17 protein-coding genes are annotated in these 18316 nt (G+C 55.7%); 4 read left to right on the top strand and 13 right to left on the bottom strand.

Features of this window, described 5'->3' with window-relative positions; genetic code table 11:
* Positions 1-114: 114 nt before the first annotated feature.
* Positions 115-975 carry an acyl-CoA thioesterase II gene (gene tesB / locus O1722_RS18025; RefSeq protein WP_015571264.1) on the top strand — a complete coding sequence of 287 codons (861 nt, stop codon included), beginning with the start codon at positions 115-117 and terminating at the stop codon, positions 973-975.
* 95 nt (positions 976-1070) lie between these two features.
* Here tesB and amtB read toward each other — a convergent pair whose 3' ends face one another.
* The 5 genes from amtB to O1722_RS18050 form a co-directional block, all read right to left on the bottom strand.
* Positions 1071-2357 carry an ammonium transporter AmtB gene (gene amtB, locus O1722_RS18030; protein WP_479954368.1) on the bottom strand — a complete coding sequence of 429 codons (1287 nt, stop codon included), beginning with the start codon at positions 2355-2357 and terminating at the stop codon, positions 1071-1073.
* A gap of 35 nt (positions 2358-2392) precedes the next feature.
* Entirely contained in the window at positions 2393-2731 is a 339-nt protein-coding gene (gene glnK / locus O1722_RS18035) for a P-II family nitrogen regulator (protein ID WP_006809867.1), read from the bottom strand.
* A gap of 211 nt (positions 2732-2942) precedes the next feature.
* The gene (locus tag O1722_RS18040) at positions 2943-4724 is read right to left on the bottom strand and encodes a SmdB family multidrug efflux ABC transporter permease/ATP-binding protein (RefSeq protein ID WP_015571266.1); all 1782 of its coding nucleotides are present in this window, start codon (positions 4722-4724) and stop codon (positions 2943-2945) included.
* Positions 4717-6471 (bottom strand): SmdA family multidrug ABC transporter permease/ATP-binding protein, encoded by a 1755-nt coding sequence (locus O1722_RS18045; RefSeq protein WP_033486672.1) that lies wholly within the window; start codon positions 6469-6471, stop codon positions 4717-4719. The genes O1722_RS18040 and O1722_RS18045 overlap by 8 nt, the downstream gene beginning before the upstream one ends.
* A gap of 30 nt (positions 6472-6501) precedes the next feature.
* Positions 6502-6960 (bottom strand): Lrp/AsnC family transcriptional regulator, encoded by a 459-nt coding sequence (locus O1722_RS18050; RefSeq protein WP_015571267.1) that lies wholly within the window; start codon positions 6958-6960, stop codon positions 6502-6504.
* A gap of 115 nt (positions 6961-7075) precedes the next feature.
* Between O1722_RS18050 and O1722_RS18055 the strand changes: the two genes are divergently transcribed.
* Positions 7076-8122, top strand: coding sequence for a PLP-dependent cysteine synthase family protein (locus O1722_RS18055; protein ID WP_017383196.1), 1047 nt, complete (start codon positions 7076-7078; stop codon positions 8120-8122).
* A gap of 41 nt (positions 8123-8163) precedes the next feature.
* On the opposite strand, the gene cof is transcribed toward O1722_RS18055, so the two are convergent.
* The gene (cof, locus tag O1722_RS18060; protein WP_017383195.1) at positions 8164-8982 is read right to left on the bottom strand and encodes an HMP-PP phosphatase; all 819 of its coding nucleotides are present in this window, start codon (positions 8980-8982) and stop codon (positions 8164-8166) included.
* A gap of 101 nt (positions 8983-9083) precedes the next feature.
* On the opposite strand from cof, the gene O1722_RS18065 reads away from it, so the two are divergent.
* Together O1722_RS18065 and queC are read left to right on the top strand one after the other, a co-directional pair.
* Positions 9084-10784 (top strand): SgrR family transcriptional regulator, encoded by a 1701-nt coding sequence (locus O1722_RS18065; RefSeq protein WP_017694409.1) that lies wholly within the window; start codon positions 9084-9086, stop codon positions 10782-10784.
* 66 nt (positions 10785-10850) lie between these two features.
* A complete protein-coding gene (gene queC, locus O1722_RS18070; RefSeq protein ID WP_015571271.1) occupies positions 10851-11546 on the top strand; it encodes a 7-cyano-7-deazaguanine synthase QueC in 696 nt (231 codons plus the stop codon).
* Positions 11547-11549: 3 nt separating this feature from the next.
* On the opposite strand, the gene O1722_RS18075 is transcribed toward queC, so the two are convergent.
* The 7 genes from O1722_RS18075 to lon all read right to left on the bottom strand — a co-directional run bounded on the left by O1722_RS18075 (position 11550) and on the right by lon (position 18210).
* Positions 11550-11879, bottom strand: coding sequence for a helix-turn-helix domain-containing transcriptional regulator (locus O1722_RS18075; protein WP_022650480.1), 330 nt, complete (start codon positions 11877-11879; stop codon positions 11550-11552).
* On the bottom strand, positions 11866-12216 hold the full coding sequence (locus O1722_RS18080; RefSeq protein WP_032670484.1) for a type II toxin-antitoxin system RelE/ParE family toxin: 351 nt from the start codon (positions 12214-12216) through the stop codon (positions 11866-11868). Before O1722_RS18080 ends, O1722_RS18075 begins: the two co-directional genes overlap by 14 nt.
* 47 nt (positions 12217-12263) lie before the next feature.
* Positions 12264-12662, bottom strand: coding sequence for a YbgC/FadM family acyl-CoA thioesterase (locus tag O1722_RS18085; RefSeq protein WP_017694410.1), 399 nt, complete (start codon positions 12660-12662; stop codon positions 12264-12266).
* Positions 12663-12759: 97 nt separating this feature from the next.
* Positions 12760-13140, bottom strand: coding sequence for a helix-hairpin-helix domain-containing protein (locus O1722_RS18090; protein WP_017383193.1), 381 nt, complete (start codon positions 13138-13140; stop codon positions 12760-12762).
* Between the two features lie 148 nt (positions 13141-13288).
* Positions 13289-15160, bottom strand: a complete 1872-nt coding sequence (gene ppiD, locus O1722_RS18095; protein ID WP_033486674.1) for a peptidylprolyl isomerase — start codon at positions 15158-15160, stop codon at positions 13289-13291.
* Between the two features lie 212 nt (positions 15161-15372).
* On the bottom strand, positions 15373-15645 hold the full coding sequence (gene hupB, locus O1722_RS18100; protein WP_002444653.1) for a nucleoid-associated protein HU-beta: 273 nt from the start codon (positions 15643-15645) through the stop codon (positions 15373-15375).
* A 210-nt stretch (positions 15646-15855) separates the two neighbouring features.
* A complete protein-coding gene (gene lon, locus O1722_RS18105) occupies positions 15856-18210 on the bottom strand; it encodes an endopeptidase La (RefSeq protein WP_100151194.1) in 2355 nt (784 codons plus the stop codon).
* Between the last annotated feature and the right edge of the window lie 106 nt (positions 18211-18316).

Consider the following 18316-nt stretch of genomic DNA (forward strand, 5'->3'; position numbering starts at 1 on the left):
ACGGATTTATGCCTAATTTCGTCCGGATATTAAGATTATTCTACCCATCGGACCACTTTCATTTCTGGGTTATACTCAGCGTATCTTTCGCCACGGCGTTTATTGAGGACCACTATGAGTCAGGCACTGAACAATCTGCTGACATTACTGAACCTGGAAAAAATAGAAGAAGGGCTATTTCGCGGACAGAGCGAAGATTTAGGCTTACGCCAGGTTTTTGGCGGCCAGGTCGTGGGGCAAGCGCTGTATGCCGCCAAGGAGACCGTCCCGGCAGACCGTCTGGTGCACTCGTTTCACAGCTACTTTTTACGCCCCGGTGACAGCGCTAAACCGATTGTTTACGACGTGGAAGTTCTGCGTGACGGTCAAAGCTTCAGCGCCCGTCGCGTGGCGGCCATCCAGCATGGCAAACCCATCTTCTACATGACCGCCTCGTTCCAGGCGCCAGAGCCGGGCTATGAGCATCAAAAAAAGATGCCGTCTGCCCCGTCGCCGGACGATCTGAAATCGGAAACCGAAATTGCCCGCGCTCTCGCGCATCTGCTGCCGCCGCAGGTAAAAGAGAAGTTTCTGTGCGATAAACCGCTGGAGATCCGCCCGGTCGAATTTCATAACCCAATGAAGGGGCATACCGCTGAGCCCGCCCGCCAGGTGTGGATCCGCGCCAACGGCAGCGTACCCGCAGATTTACGCGTGCATCAGTACCTGCTGGGGTATGCGTCGGATTTCAACTTCCTGCCGGTTGCGCTACAGCCGCACGGTGTGGGCTTCCTCGAAAAAGGGATGCAGGTAGCCACAATTGACCATTCCATGTGGTTCCACCGTCCATTCGATATGAACGAATGGCTGCTTTACAGCGTGGAAAGTACCTCTGCGTCCAGCGCGCGCGGCTTTGTACGCGGGGAGTTTTACACTCAGGATGGCGTGCTGGTGGCTTCTACCGTGCAGGAAGGTGTGATGCGTAATCGCGGGTGATGTAAAAAGCCCGGTGGCGCTGCGCTCACCGGGCCTGCGAATTGTGCTTTTTCAGGCCGGGTAAGGCGAAGCCGCCGCCCGGCAAGGCACTCAAATTATGCGTTATAGGCATTCTCGCCGTGGCTGTTGACGTCCAGGCCTTCGCGCTCCTGCTCTTCCGGCACGCGCAGCCCAACGGTCATATCAGCCAGCTTGTAACCGATAAAGGCCACAACACCGGACCAGACAACGGTGATCGCGATGCTTTCCAGCTGTACCAGCACCTGATGCATCATGGTCACGCCTTCTGCGTAACCCACACCGCCCAGAGATTGGGCAGCAAAGATACCGGTCATGATACAGCCGACGATGCCGCACACACCGTGTACGCCGAATACATCACACGGATCGTCAACGCGCATAACACGTTTCAGTGCGGTAACGCCCCACAGCCCCGCCAGTCCTGCGACGATACCGATCAGCAGCGCACCGCCCACGCCCACGTAACCGCACGCTGGCGTAATACCTACCAGACCGGCAATCGCCCCGGAACAGGCACCCAGCAGCGATGGCTTGCCGCGAACGGCCCACTCGCCAAATACCCATGAGAGGATAGCGCCGGCGGTTGCCACAACGGTATTCACGAAGGCCAGCGCGGCGATTTCGTTAGCGGCGCTGGCTGAACCTGCGTTGAAGCCGAACCAGCCAAAATAGAGGATGGCGGTGCCGGTAAAGACCATCGGCAGATTGTGCGGCTTGAATGCTTCCTTCCCGAAGCCCACGCGCTTACCAATCAGGTATGCGCCTACCAGACCTGCTACCGCGGCGTTGATGTGCACAACGGTACCGCCCGCAAAGTCCAGCGCGCCATGGGAAGCCAACAGACCACCTCCCCAGACCATATGCGCAATCGGGATATAGGAGAGCGTCAGCCAGACCACCACGAAAATCAGTACCGCAGAGAAGCGGATACGCTCAGCCAGCGCGCCCACAATCAGCCCCACGGTGATGCAGGCGAATGAGCCCTGGAACGCGACATGAATATACTGATAAAAACTGCCCATCACCGCGGTCAGTTCGATATTTTTCAGCATCGCCCAGTTAACGTTGCCGAAGAAGGCGTTGCCCTCCCCGAAGGCCAGCGAGTAACCGTAAACCACCCACAGCACACACACCAGCGCGAACGTGACGGCAACCTGCGTCAGCATGGAGAGTACGTTCTTGCCGCGGATCAGGCCGCCGTAAAACAGCGCGATCCCCGGAATCGTCATGAACAGCACCAGCGCGGTGCAAATCATCATAAAGGCGTTATCGGCTTTGTCTGCCACAGCAGGTGCAGCCATTGCCAGGCCCGGCAGCAGTGCCAGCGAACCCAGACCTGTTTTCATTGTTGCTTTCTTCATTTTCTCGATCCCTATCACTGTGTGCCAGGAGTTACTTACAACGCCGCTTCGTCAGATTCGCCGGTACGGATGCGAATGACGCGCTGTAGTTCGGCAACGAAAATTTTGCCGTCGCCAATTTTTCCGGTGTAGGCTGCTTTGCTGACGACATCAATCACCTCATCAAGCTGATCGTCGGCAATCGCCACATCAATCTTCACTTTTGGCAGGAAGTTAACGCTGTATTCCGCCCCGCGATAAAGCTCGGCATGACCTTTCTGACGCCCAAAGCCTTTCACTTCGGTGACAGTCAGTCCCTGAATACCCATGGAAGACAGCGCTTCACGCACGTCTTCGAGTTTGAATGGTTTGATTACCACCGTAACCAGCTTCATATATCCCCTCCAGTCAGAATTCGGTAATGGCCGCAGCTAACACGAAAGGGATATTGCAAAGGGTGTGCCAGAAGTGAAAGGTGAGGAGGAAAGCGCCGCGGCGCGGATGCGCCGGGAAGAGGCGAAAAAAAACGCACCATGGCAGTGCAGGGTGCGTTTCAGTTTTGCACCAACGGTTAAGTCTGTTAGCGCATTGCCTTGTTATGGTGCATCAGGCGCTGAGTGACTCTTCCTCGCGCGCGCTGGCGGCCAGTTCGTCGCCTGCCAGCTGCAACTGATACATCTGCCAGTAGCGTCCTTTTGCCTCAAGCAGCGCTCTGTGCGTCCCCCGTTCAACGGCCTGGCCACGGTGCAGCACCAGAATGGTATCGGCATCGACGATGGTTGAGAGGCGGTGGGCGATTACCACCAGCGTAGTGCGATCCCGCACGGCAGCCAGCGCCTGCTGGATCGCCTGCTCGGTACCGGAGTCAATGCTTGCGGTCGCTTCATCCAGAATTAACACCTGTGGCGTCTCAATCAGCACGCGCGCCAGCGCAAGAAGTTGCTTTTGCCCGACCGAGAGATTATTGCCCTGCTCACCCAGCCGGGTATGGATCCCCTCGCTTAACCCGCGCGCCAGATCCGCAAGCTGCACCGTTTCCAGCACCTCCCATACCTGCTCAGGCGTGAAAGGTCGTCCCAGCGTCACGTTGGCATAAAAGGTATCCGCCAGTACCACCGGATCCTGCTGCACCATCGCGACGCCCTTACGTAACGCGTTGTGGCTAAGCGCGGCAAGCGGCCGTCCGTCCAGACGGATCTCCCCTTGCGTCAACGGATAGTAGCCCATCAGCAAACTGGCGAGCGTGCTTTTGCCGCTGCCGGTATGCCCAACCAGGGCGACAAAACCGCGCGACGGTACCTCGAGGTTGATATCCTGCAAGACAAGCTGGTCGTCGCGGTAGGCAAACGAGACATGATCAAACGCTATGGATCCACTTTCCAGCGGGCGTTCGTCATCGCCATAGGTCTGACGCGGCCTGTCCATCAGCTCGAATACACGTTCGCCCGCGACCACTGCCTGTTGCAGCATCGATTGCTGCGTGGTGAGTTCAATCAGCGGTTCGTTAAGGCGTCCAAGGTAGCTGATAAATGCGTACAGTACCCCCACCTCGATGGTTCCGCGCGTCGTCAGGCCAAACAGCATCAACAGCCCGCACAGCACCAGCGCAGAGAAGAGGCTCAGCAGCGGGCGTAACAGGAAGCCATCCAGCCGTAACGTCTGCATCCGCGCCATATAGTGCGAGCGGCTGGCTTCTCCCATTCGCTCGCCAAAACGCGCCTGCTGGCGAAACTGCTGGATAACGCTCATGCCGTTGATCACTTCGTTGAAGCCATCATTGATATCTGCGAGGTAAGCGCGCACGCGACGAACAATCGGCGTGCTGTAGCGCTGGTAAATTACCATCACAATCAGCACCGCCGGGAAAATAGCGATCGCCACCAGCGCCATACGCCAGTCCAGGCTGAACATCGCCACCAGCATCGCGCCAATTAACGCGGCACTGCGCAGAACCGTTGCGACAACGGTTACATAGAGGTCGCGGATCACCTCGGTGTCATTGGTGACGCGCGAAATAACCTGTCCGACCGGCTGGGTATCAAACTCGCTCAGCGGCTGGCGCAGCGCGGCATCCATCACATCCGTGCGTAGCTGCTGGACCACGCCCACGGCGGCCCGGTTAAACAGCAGCGACTGCGCATAGTGCAGCCCCGCCGCCGTCAGCTGTAGGCCGACATACGCCACGCCCAGCCCCGCCACCAGCCCCAGCGGCAGATAGTTTTTCGCCACCATATTGTCGATGAAATAGCTGATAAGCAGCGGACCGGTCACCTCCGCAATCGCGGCGATCCACAGCAACAGCACGGCGATGGAAAGCGGTTTGCGCCACGGCGAGCCATAGGCCAGCAGCCGTTTTAACGTCGGCCACATCTGTCCAAACTTACGCATCGGCGACCTCCTCATCCAGCGCGGCTTCAAGCTGTTGATAGCGGTACATATCCCGATACCATCCGGTCTGCGCGGCGAGCTGCTCATGCTGACCACGCTGAGCAATATGCCCGTGCTGAAGCACCAGAATTTCACTGGCTTCGGTAAGGGCCGACAGACGGTGCGCGCTGATGATGACCGTGCGCCCCTCTCCCCACTGGCGAAGGTTATGCAAAATTTGATGTTCAGTACGCCCGTCAACTGCGGACAGCGCATCATCCAGTATCAGGATCTCAGCATCCAGCAGCAGCGCGCGGGCAATAGAGATACGCTGTTTTTGTCCGCCGGAGAGCATAACGCCCCGCTCACCCACTTCCGTATCGTAGCCCTGCGGCAGGCGCAGAATATCCTCGTGGACGCTGGCCAGACGCGCCACGTGCTCGATCTGGTCCTGTGTCGCCGTCGGACACCCGAGCGCGATATTGTTGGCAATGGTGTCTGAAAACAAAAACGGCGTCTGGCTGACGACCGCCAGGCGGCTGCGCCAGTCATCCAGCAGCAGACGTGGCAGAGGGACGTCGTGGAAACGGATATCGCCTTCGCTCACGTCAAAATGGCGCTGAATCAGTGACAGAATGGTGCTTTTACCGGAACCCGTCGGGCCACAGATGCCCAGCATCTGACCAGGACGCAGCGTGAAACTGACGTTCTCAAGCACCGGATGTTCCGTTTGCGGGTAGATAAAGGCGCGGATATCAGCCTTGAGAATACCCGGACCTTCCGGCACCGGCTCGCTGCCATCGTTCACGACCGGCACTTCCGCCAGCATGGCGCGGATACGGCTGTAAGCGGCGCTCCCGCGTTCAACGATATTAAACATCCAGGCCAGCGCCAGCATCGGCCAGATCATCAGCCCAAGGTACATCGCAAAGCTGGTTAACTGCCCGAGGGTCATAGTGCCTTGCACCACCATCCAGCTGCCGCCGCCCACTGCCAGCAGGTTCGCCATGCCAATCGCAATATAAATTGTCGGATCGAAACGGGCATCAATACGCGCCACGCGCATGTTTTTCGCGCCGGTATCGGCGGCGTCGGCGGCAAACAGCGCGGACTGGCGGTCTTCCAGACCAAACGCTTTAATCATGCGGATGCTGGTCATGCTCTCCTGGGTGCGATCGTTCAGCGACGAGAACGCCGCCTGCGCCAGCTTAAAGCGTTCATGGAGCTGCTCGCCGTAGCGGTTAATTGCCAGCGCCATCAGCGGCATCGGCAGCAGCGCCAGCAGCGTGAGCTCCCAGCTAATTTGCGTAGACATCACAATCAGTACCGCACAGCCCATCACCAGGGAATCCACCAGCGTTAGCACCCCTTCACCGGCGGCAAACACCACGCGGTCTACATCGTTAGTGGCGCGGGCGATGAGATCCCCGGTACGGTGACGCAGATAAAACTCAGGGTGCTGGCGGCTCAGCTGGCGGTAAAAGTCCTCACGCAGCTCAACGGCAAGCTGATAGGACGCGCCGAACAGCAGCACGCGCCAGACATAACGCAGCAGGTAAACCACCACGGCCGTCAGCACCAGCGTACCGCCCCACATCATCACCCGTGCGGCGGTGTAATGTTGTTCCGTAACGCCATCCACGACGTAACCCACCACTTTGGGCGGGATCAGTTGCAGAATGGCAATGATAATAAGCAGGGCCACCGCGCCGAGGTAGCGTTGCCACTCCCGACGAAAGTACCAGCTTAATTGGGCAAATAATCGCACGCGGTCTTTTCCTGAAGGTATTTTAAGAAGTTATTCAATGGGTAACGCTGTGGTGTATTTAATCTGTTCCATGGCGAAACTGGAGGTGACATCGGACAAGCCTGGTACGCTATTGACCAGCCGCTTGTAGAAATCATCGTAGCGCTTCATGTCTGCCACCTGAACGCGCATCAGATAGTCGTATTCCCCCGCCATGCGCCAGAAGCCGAGCACTTCGGGCATGTCGGAAACCTGGGTGACGAAGCGGCAGTACCATTCGCTACTGTGATGCTGCGTTTTTATCAGGACGAAGGCGGTCAGTCCAAGCCCCAGTTTTTCGGGATCCAGCAACGCCACGCGTCCCAGCAGAATGCCATCATCTTCCAGCTTCTTGAGGCGCTTCCAGCACGGTGTGGTGGTCAGATTAACGGCATCTGCCAGCGCCTGCAAAGAGAGGGTGCAGTCGCTTTGCAGCAAAGAAAGCAGCTTACGATCAATTTTATCTAACATAGCCACCTCGAAGAGAAAATTATTCTCCTTACATTCTATTTTAAAGGTCAGATAGCAACAATTTTTTCTGTGCTTTTCGCTATGCTGGGCACAAAATGACAAACGGATAACTACGATGAATAGCACCTGGGTTAAACATGCCATCAGCGAAATAAATGCCGACTATCAGCGCTCGGCAGACACCCACTTGATCCGCCTGCCTCTGCCTGGGTTTCCCGGCATTCAGCTTTACCTGAAGGATGAAAGCACCCATCCTACCGGCAGCCTGAAGCATCGCCTGGCGCGTTCACTCTTTTTATACGGTTTATGTAACGGCTGGATCAAAGAAGGCACCACGATTATTGAATCGTCGTCCGGATCAACTGCCGTCTCCGAAGCCTACTTTGCCCGCCTGCTGGGCCTCCCGTTTATCGCCGTGATGCCCTCCTGCACGGCGAAACGTAAAGTCGAACAGATCGAATTTTACGGCGGACGCTGCCACTTTGTGGAAAGCGCCTGCGAAATCTATGCGGCCTCCGAAATGCTGGCCCGCGAACTGAATGGTCACTATATGGACCAGTTTACCTTCGCCGAGCGCGCCACCGACTGGCGCGGCAATAATAACATTGCGGACAGCATTTTCCGCCAGATGACCCACGAGCCGCATCCTGTTCCCTCTTACATTGTCATGAGCGCGGGCACGGGCGGAACCTCCGCCACCATCGGACGTTATATCCGCTGTCAGGGTTATGATACGCAGCTGATGGTGGTTGACCCGCAAAACTCGGTGTTCCTCGATTACTGGCAATCCCGCGATGCCAGCCTGCGCAGCCCCGTGGGGAGCAAGATCGAAGGGATTGGTCGCCCGCGCGTCGAACCCTCGTTCATTCCGGACGTTGTGGATGAGATGCTCCGCGTGCCGGACGCCGCCAGCGTCGCGACGGCGCACTGGCTGGAGACACAGCTTGGCCGTAAAGTCGGGGCTTCCACCGGCACCAATATGTGGGGCGCGCTACAGCTGGCCGCGAGGATGCGCGAAGAAGGCCGTACCGGCTCTGTCGTCACGCTGCTGTGTGACAGCGGGGAGCGCTACCTGGACACCTATTACAACGCAGAATGGGTGCAGGCAACTATTGGCGATGTAGAACCGTGGAAAGCGCAGATTTCGCAGCTGGTGAAATAAAAAAAAGCCAGGCTAAAGCCTGGCTTGCTGGAAGGGTCTCACTATTCGGGGGAATATGGGAGGTTATTTTTGTCCAGCCAATGCGTCAAAAAATGGGACACCGCTTCGTTACGACAGTGTCCGATAACCGGTAAATGCGGGAGCGCGGCAATAAGTTGCGGCATCGCGTTCCCCATAATCAGTCCACGACCCACGCTGCTCAGCATCTCGTGGTCGTTCATGGCGTCACCAAAGGCCATACAGTCCTGCATCGTCAGCCCCAGATGATCGCTCAGCACCGCCAGCGCAGATCCTTTGTTACAGCCCACCGGCAGCACTTCAAGGCAGTCCACCGCCGAGAAGGTCAGGTGCGCCCGGTCGCCCAGCGCCTCGTTAAGCTGAATACGCAGGCGGCAGAGATCGTCGTGATCGCCACAGAAGCAGATCTTGGTCACCTTGTGTGCCGGAATGCGGCGCAAATCGATAAGCTGATATTTAAAGCCGCTGTAAACGTGAGCGTGCAGCAAGGCCGGGATCTCACGCCCGGTAAACCAGCCTTCATCATTAAAAACATGCACGCTGGCCTGCGTATCCCAGGTGCTGTGCAGGACAATGTCCGCCACTTCCGGATTCAGATCCTGACGGTGCAGCATATTGCCGTCGACGGAGTGAATGCGCGTCCCGTTGCCGGTGATCAGGAACGCATCGAGGGCAAATGTTCCCAGCAGATGGCGCATCTCGAGAACATGACGACCAGTGGCAAACGTCAGGGTGACTTCACGCTCGCGCAGGCGCTTAAGTGTGTTCAGGGTTTTCTCCCCTAAACGGTGATCCGGCATTAACAGCGTGCCGTCCATATCAAATGCAGCGAGCCGAGCCATAATTACTCCCGAAATGTGATGCGGTTAACTTGTGCATCAGTATTACGTGAGATATACGGAAGTAATAGTGAATAGATGATAATTATTGTTCCGGGTTTTTCATGCGCCAGCTTAATCGTCTTAACCAGTATCAGCGTCTGTGGCACCCCTCCGCCGGCGCACCGCAGCAGGTTACCATCAGTGAACTTGCCAGCCGCTGCTTTTGCAGCGAGCGACATGTTCGCACCCTGCTGCGCCAGGCGCAGGAGGCGGGCTGGCTAAGCTGGCACGCCCGCTCCGGACGAGGTAAGCGTGGGGAATTACGCTTTCACGTCACCCCGGATTCGTTGCGTAATACGATGATGGAAGAGGCCCTGAAAAGTGGACAGCAGCACAACGCGCTGGAGCTGGCCCAGCTCGCGCCTGAAGATTTGCGATCGCTGCTGCATCCGTTTATGGGCGGGCAGTGGCAGAACGATACGCCGACGCTGCGTATTCCCTACTATCGCTCGCTGGAGCCGCTTCAGCCGGGGTTTCTCCCTGGCCGGGCGGAGCAGCATCTGGCGGGACAGGTATTCTCAGGTTTGACACGTTTTAATGGTACCAGCAGTGAACCCACGGGCGATCTGGCGCATCACTGGGAAATCTCCGCTGACGGCCTGCGCTGGCATTTCTACATTCGCTCCACCCTGCACTGGCATAACGGCGATAAAATAGAGACGGCACAGCTCCGGAAAAGCCTGACGGCGCTGTTATCGCAGCCCGGCATGGGCACGCTTTTCCGCAGCGTCTTACGTATCGAAACCACGCATCCGCAGTGCCTGACGTTTATTCTTCATCAACCTGACTACTGGCTGGCGCACAGGCTGGCAACCTACTGTAGCCGTCTGGCGCATCCCGATTACCCGGTGGTGGGCAGCGGTCCCTTTCGGCTGAGCGTTTTTGAGCCTGAACTGGTGCGTCTGGAAAGCCACGAGCAGTATCACCTTGGCCATCCGTTGCTTAAGGCTATCGAGTACTGGATCACGCCCCAGCTTTTTGACTACAGTCTGGGCACCAGCTGTCGCCACCCGGTGCAAATCGCCATTGGCGAGGCCGACGAGCTGGCCAGCCTGCGGCTGGTGAGTAACAGCACCAGTCTGGGTTTCTGCTACCTCACGCTGAAACAGAGCCCGCGTCTGAGCGAACTTCAGGCAAAGCGGCTGATTAATATCATTCATCTCTCAACGCTGCTGCACACGCTTCCCCTGAACGAAGGGCTCATCACCCCTACCGAGGAACTGCTTCCCGGCTGGGCGATCCCCCAATGGCCTGATTTAACCGACGTTGCGCTGCCAGAGGCATTGACGCTCGTCTACCACCTGCCGGTTGAGCTTCACACCATGGCCAGCCAGTTAAAAGCATACCTTGCGCGGCAGGGTTGTGAACTGACCGTCATCTTTCACGACGCCAAAACGTGGGACGGGTGCCAGCAGCTTGCCGATGCAGACATCATGATGGGAGACAGACTGATTGGCGAAGCGCCAGCGTACACGCTTGAGCAGTGGCTCCGCTGCGATGCGCTCTGGCCGCATCTGCTGAGCGCACCGGCATACGCCCATTTGCAGGCCACGCTGGATGCGGTGCAGACGCAGGCCGACGAACGTGACCGACACGCAGGACTTCAGGCTATCTTCAGCCGGTTAATGGAGACAGCCGTCCTGACGCCGCTCTTTAACTACCAGTATCAAATCAGCGCGCCTCCGGGCGTCAACGGCATACGCCTTAACACTCGCGGCTGGTTTGACTTCACCGAAGCCTGGCTTCCTCCCCCAAACGCGTGAAGAAGCTGGTCGCCGCTTTAGCCAGGCGTTAACATGACGCTTTTACTGTAACTGTCGAGATGATCTATGAAACGTGCCGTCGTCGTGTTCAGCGGAGGACAAGATTCCACCACCTGCCTGATTCAGGCGCTTCACCAGTATGATGAAGTGCACTGCGTCACTTTTGATTATGGTCAGCGTCATCGCGCTGAAATCGATGTCGCTCGTGAACTGGCCCTCAAACTGGGCGCCCGCGCTCATAAAGTGCTGGACGTGACGCTGTTAAATGAACTTGCCGTCAGCAGCCTCACCCGCGACAGCATTCCGGTGCCTGATTACGAACCGGATGCCAGCGGCATTCCGAACACCTTCGTACCGGGCCGCAACATTCTCTTCCTGACCCTGACGGCGATATATGCCTACCAGGTGAAAGCCGAAGCGGTGATCACGGGCGTGTGTGAGACCGACTTCTCTGGCTACCCGGACTGCCGGGATGAATTCGTGAAAGCACTCAATCACGCTGTCGATCTGGGAATGGCAAAAGAGACCCGCTTCGAAACGCCGCTGATGTGGCTGGATAAGGCTGAAACCTGGGCCCTGGCCGACTACTGGGGCAAGCTGGATGTTGTTCGCAACGAGACCCTGACCTGCTACAACGGCATTAAAGGGGACGGCTGCGGGCAGTGTGCCGCCTGTAACCTGCGCGCGAACGGTCTGAATCATTATTTTGCGGATAAAGCGGGCGTGATGGCCGCGATGCAGAAAAAGACCGGGCTGAAATAAGGGCTACCTGACCGTGCTGTCGAACAGTTTTACACCGGCAGCACGGGTAATTTTCATCAGTGTAGTCAGCGTTGGGTTACCATTTTCGGACAGGGTGCGGTATAGCTGCTGACGTGAAAGCCCCGCTTTGGCTGAAATCTCTCCGATACCGCCGCGCGCTTCGATAACGCGTCTGAGGGCAATCAAATAGGCTGGGATCCCCTGGTCTTCGTAAATTTCATCCAGTGCAATTTGCAGATAGAGTTGCGCGTAAGAAGGATTTTCGCGCAGCATTTTGACTACAGCTTCATCATGGCTGACGGTACTTGAGAATTTTCGCTCACTTTTGCTCATTGGGTTTATCCTTTTGATGATCTTTCCAGTAGTCTATTGCCAGCATCACATCCGCTTTCTGGCTCTTTTTATCACCGCCGATCAGCAACAATAAGATTTCCCGACGCTGGACTGCAAAATAGACTCGATAACCGGGACCACAATCAACCTTCAACTCCCAGACACCCTCTCTGAGATAACGGTAATCGCCAAAATTCCCCTTCTCCGCGCGGTCGATTCGCAGAAGGATCCGAAACGCCAGCTCCGGATCCTTTCGTCTCATCTTTGCTACCCAATCCTCAAACGGTATTTTTCCGTCGCGGGTTCGGTAACGTTTAACAACGTAGTCCCTGTTCATGATTTTATCCCTGAATACCCTTTTTGTCTTTTATAAAAGACAAAACTTTACGCGATCATCAGCTCCAGCTTTTCGCGCAACTCCCCTTCCAGCGGCAACGCTTTCTGGGTTTTGAGATCGATACAGACAAAGGTGATCAGCGCATCGGCCACCACCTGCCCTTCTGGCTCCAGCGTAACGACCTGGCTCAATACACCACTTTTGCCATTCAGTTGTTGGACCTCACTGGTCACGGTGAGCACATCCCCCAGCACAGCCGGGCGGCGGTAGTTAATGTTGATATTGACGACCACAAACGCGATGTTGTGTGCGGTCAGCCACTGGAAGCTTTCGCTGTTCTCCAGGCCGTCCCAGCGCGCCTCTTCAAGAAATTCAAGGTAGCGGGCGTTATTGACGTGTTGGTAAACATCGAGGTGATAACCACGGACTTTGATTTGTGTCTGCATAGCGCAATAGCCTTTCGTTGTTATAGGTTCAGAGGTCATAACTGGTATGACCTCTTTATCCTGGCAAATTTTTGCCGCAGTGCAAGTGATTACGCGATTACAGCGTCAGGTGTGCGAGATTGCGCTCAACCAGCGCGCTGCCCATACCCGGCACCTGCTTGAGATCGTCAAGGGTTTTGAAAGGGCCATACTCTTCACGATAGCTGACGATGGCCTGCGCTTTTTTTAGACCCACACCATTCATAACGCGAGCAAGATCGTCCGCAGAGGCAGTATTGATACTGACCCGCGTACCCTCGTCCTCAATGGCTTTCGTGCTGGCCGTCGCGTTGGCTTTAACATGACCTTGTGACGTTGCATCGGCCTGGTTTTGTGCAGCCTGCGCTTTAACCGAGGGGGACGCCGCCAGCGCGCCCGCACTCATCCCGGAAGTGGCAATAGCCAGTGTAATTAACAGTGCTTTGATTCCACATTTCATGCTGTTTTCTCCTTGTTTGTTGACAGCCACGCCACGATAACCGCACGGGAAAACAGGGACAAACAACAGATTGCAGAAATGGAAAAGGCCGCGAAAGCGGCCTTTAGTTTTTGCAGAGCGTTACTAAAATCTGCGAGCAGATACGTAATTATTGCTCCTGAGTGACCACATCACCCAGTTTGATTTTGGCTTCTTTACGCAGGTTGCTCATCATCGCTTCGAAAGCAATCTGGGCATTGTTCTGGGTAATTCCCTGAACCATGGCCTTCTTCTGCGCGTCTGGCAGCGTACCGGCTTTTACTTCATCCAGCGCCAGAAGCACCACATTACCCTGCATATCGGTCGTGGTACCATAGACAGGTTTGTCTTTCGCCGGCAGGCTCAGGCCAAACGCCGCCTGGCTGACAGGATCCTGACCGGTACGGCTCAGCGTTTTTGCTTCGCCAAAGCTCAGGCCAGCCGCTTTCAGCGCATCGTTCTTACCGGCTTTCAGATCGGCCAGAATTTTCTCTGCATCCAGTTTTGCCTGCTGTGCCGCTTTGTTGTGTTTGACCAGCGCCACCACCTGATCTTTCACTTCCGCCAGGGGCTTCACTGCCTCGGCTTTGTGCTCGCTGACGCGCAGTACGAACGCTCGGTCACCATCAACGGTAATGATGTCTGAGTTGCTGCCCGGCGTACCGTTCTCACCGACCAGACCACCATTGAAAATGGCATCTGAAACTGGTTTGAAGTTCAGTTCTTCCGGCAGGTTTTCGTGGCTGAACCAGCCCGTCTCAACCGCTTTAACGCCAGCAGCCTGCTCAGCGCCCGCCAGTGATTCGTTGTCGTTGCTTGCGGCATCGCTCACTTTCTGTTGCAGAGCATAGAAGGCGTCCAGCGCTTTCTCCTGCTTCACTTTCGCAGCGATATCATCACGAACGTCAGCCAGCGGCTTGGTTTTCGCCGCCACAACATCGTCCAGACGCGCCACCAGGAAACCAACGGAGGATTTGATTACACCAGACAGTTGGCCTTTCTCTTTCAGGCCTGCATTTTTCAGCTCGTCCGGGGTAGTGGACTCTTCCAGCCAGCCCATATCACCGCCGTTTTTGGCAGAAATAATGTCGGTGGATTTTGCTTTCGCTAAGGTGGCGAAATCAGCGCCTTTGTTCAGCTCGTCCAGCACGGCTTTCGCTTCTGCTTCCGTTTTGGTCTGGATCACGCTGTAACGGTTACGCTGCGGCTGAGTGAACTGATCCTGATGCTGGTCGTAATAAGACTGGATCTCGGCGTCAGTCGCGTTTTCCTGCATCGCAGCTGCATCCAGCTTGATATAGCTTACGCGGAACTGTTCCGGAGAGATTAAGTTGTTCTTGTTTTGCTCGTAGTAAGCATTAACTTCAGCGTCGCTAACCTGCTGTTTCGCTGCCAGTGCGTTGACATCAATCGTCGCTTCACGCACCACGCGTTGCTGCGCCACCAGTGCCGCCAGCTCTTCAGTTTCGCCTTTCAGCATGAAATCGGTGCCCACCACCGCGTTGATCAGCTGTTGCGTGGTCAACTGGTTACGCAGCGCCTGAGCGTACTGGTCAGCCGTCATACCCATCTGGTTAACAATGCTGTTGTAACGCGCGTTGTCGAACTTCCCATTAGACTGGAAAGCCTGCGTCGAGAAGATGGCTTTTTTAACCTGCTCATCGCTGATGCCCAGACCGAGGCTTTTCGCGTACTGATCCAGCAGCGCTTCGTCGATAAGGCGGTTCAGCGTCTGCTGACGCAGGTTTTTCATATAGCCTTCGTTGGCTGCAAGTTCAGAGTATTGGTCGCCCAGTTGCTGCTGCATGCGGTTACGTTCACCAGCAAAAGCGTTCTCGAACTGCCCACGGCTAATTTCCTGGCCATTCACTTTTGCGGCGTAGTTCGCGCCACCGCCGATGAGGTAACTACTCACACCGGTCAATATGAACGACACGATAATGATACCGAAAATAATCTTGAGCACGAGACTGTTAGCAGCCGTGCGTAAGCTGTCCATCATGGTGTAACAACACTCCGCTGTAGGTGACTGGTTACCTGACGCTGACGGAAAATCCTGACCGTCGCGCGTAAAGGCGTATTGTGACAAGAAAACAGGGCAATTGTCAGCCCACAACTCGCATAAACTCGCACAAATCAGGTCTGGACAAACAAAAAAGGCACATCAAACGATGCGCCCTTGTACTTTTCAGCTTCCCTGGAGCGGGAAAGCAATCAGTTTACTGCGTCTTTCAGCGCTTTACCTGCACGGAAACCCGGCACTTTAGCGGCAGCAATGGTGATCTCTTTACCGGTTTGAGGGTTGCGGCCAGTACGGGCTGCACGCTCTTTAACCGCAAAAGTACCGAAGCCTACCAGTGCAACGTCGTCCCCAGCTTGCAGAGATTCAGTAACAGAAGCAATTAAAGCATCTAAAGCACGTCCAGCTGCAGCTTTAGAAATATCAGCACCCGCAGCAATTTTGTCAATCAGTTGAGATTTATTCACTGTTCTCTTCCTCTCTTTATAATTTATATCGCACCTGAATCCTTCACAGCGCGACCGCGCAGCAGTTATATCAGTCCTGCTATGACCTTACAACACCCGTTGTTGATGGCTAACCCAATCAGCAATCTAAATTAGCTATACAAAAAAAGGCTGGCAAGTACGAAATGACTTACCAGCCTTGTTTTTATTGGCGCTCTTTGCGCGAGGTCACTATTTTGCGGTTACAACCTGCATTCCGGACGGTTCATTTTGCAGTGCGAGAGTCAGAACTTCCTCAATGCGTTTCACCGGATGGATCTGCAAATCGGCAATAACGTTGTCCGGAATCTCTTCCAGATCGCGTTTATTTTCGTAAGGGATCAATACGGTTTTGATCCCACCGCGGTGTACCGCCAGCAGTTTTTCTTTTAACCCGCCGATAGGCAGTACCTGACCACGCAGCGTAATTTCACCGGTCATGGCCACATCAGCACGAACCGGGTTCCCTGTCAGGCAGGAAACCAGCGCCGTACACATGGCAATACCCGCGCTTGGGCCATCTTTCGGCGTCGCCCCTTCCGGAACGTGAACGTGAATGTCGCGTTTTTCGTAGAAATCCGGGTTGATACCCAGTTTTTCCGCGCGCGCGCGCACCACGGTCAGCGCCGCCTGGATGGACTCCTGCATCACTTCACCCAGTGAACCGGTGTAGGTCAGCTTGCCTTTGCCCGGGACACAGGCGGTTTCGATGGTCAGCAGATCGCCGCCCACTTCCGTCCATGCCAGACCGGTCACCTGACCAACGCGGTTTTCGTTGTCCGCACGACCGTAGTCGAAGCGCTGAACGCCAAGGTAAGCATGCAGATTGTCGCCGTTAATCACGATGTGCTTCAGGCTCTTATCCAGCAGCAGCTGTTTCACCGCCTTACGGCACAGCTTAGAGATCTCACGCTCGAGGCTACGAACGCCCGCTTCACGGGTGTAATAGCGAATGATGCCGATAATCGCGCTGTCCTCGACGGTCAGCTCGTTGGCTTTCAGCGCGTTACGCTCAATCTGTTTCGGCAGCAGGTGCTGCTTAGCAATGTTCAGCTTCTCATCTTCGGTATAACCGGAGAGACGAATCACTTCCATACGGTCCAGCAGCGGGGCCGGAATGTTCATGGAGTTGGAGGTCGCCACGAACATCACATCGCTCAGGTCGTAGTCCACTTCCAGGTAGTGATCGCTGAACGCCACGTTCTGTTCTGGATCAAGCACTTCCAGCAGCGCCGACGCCGGATCGCCACGCATGTCCGAAGACATTTTGTCGATCTCATCGAGCAGGAACAGCGGGTTTTTAACCCCCACTTTCGCCATCTTCTGGATCAGCTTGCCCGGCATGGAACCGATATAGGTGCGACGATGGCCGCGGATTTCCGCTTCATCGCGTACGCCGCCCAGCGCCATACGGATATACTTACGTCCGGTCGCTTTGGCGATGGACTGGCCCAGAGAGGTTTTACCCACGCCTGGAGGCCCTACCAGGCACAGGATTGGGCCTTTGATTTTGTTCACACGGCTCTGTACCGCGAGGTACTCAAGAATGCGGTCTTTCACGCGTTCCAGGCCGTAGTGGTCGGTATCGAGGATTTCCTGCGCCTGACGCAGGTCTTTTTTGACCTTGCTGCGGGCATTCCACGGAACCTGCACCATCCACTCAATATAGCCGCGCACGACGGTCGCCTCTGCCGACATCGGAGACATCATTTTCAGCTTCTGCAACTCAGCTTCGGCTTTCTCTTTCGCCTCTTTCGGCATCTTCGCCGCGTCGATCTTACGCTTCAGCGCTTCGTTTTCATCCGGCGCATCGTCCATCTCGCCGAGCTCTTTCTGAATGGCTTTCATTTGCTCGTTCAGATAGTACTCACGCTGCGATTTTTCCATCTGCTTTTTGACGCGGTTGCGAATGCGCTTCTCAACCTGGAGCAGATCGATCTCAGACTCCATCATCGCCATCAGGTATTCCAGACGTTCGTTAACGTCGGACATTTCCAGCACGGACTGTTTGTCGGCAAGCTTCAGCGGCATGTGCGCAGCGATGGTATCCGCCAGACGTGCAGGATCGTCGATGCTGTTCAGCGACGTCAGCACTTCAGGTGGGATTTTCTTATTCAGCTTGATGTAGCCTTCGAACTGGCTGATCGCGGTGCGTACCAGTACTTCCTGTTCGCGCTCATCAAGTTCCGGTGAATCAAGGTACTCCGCCTTCGCAGAGAAGTGCTCGCCATCGTCTGACAGAGTGGTAATACGCGCACGCTGTAAGCCTTCCACCAGCACCTTCACGGTGCCGTCTGGCAGCTTCAGCATCTGCAAAATAGAGGCCACGGTCCCGACGGTGAAAAGATCGTTTACACCCGGCTCATCCGTTGATGCTTCCTTCTGCGCGACCAACATGATTTTTTTATCATGATCCATGGCGGCTTCGAGGCAACGGATAGATTTTTCCCGCCCTACAAATAAGGGTATGACCATGTGCGGATAAACCACCACATCGCGCAACGGCAATACGGGGATTTCAATGCGTTCAGAACGCTCAGGATTCATAGAGCTCTCTCTTAGTTTAGTGTCCGCCAGGTAAACTGGTCATGTAACTGTGCTTCACACAACCATTAACATGTAATCCAGTATATGGGGATGTTTCCCATACATT

Source organism: Enterobacter cloacae complex sp. HYC003_NIDB, assembly GCF_056673375.1.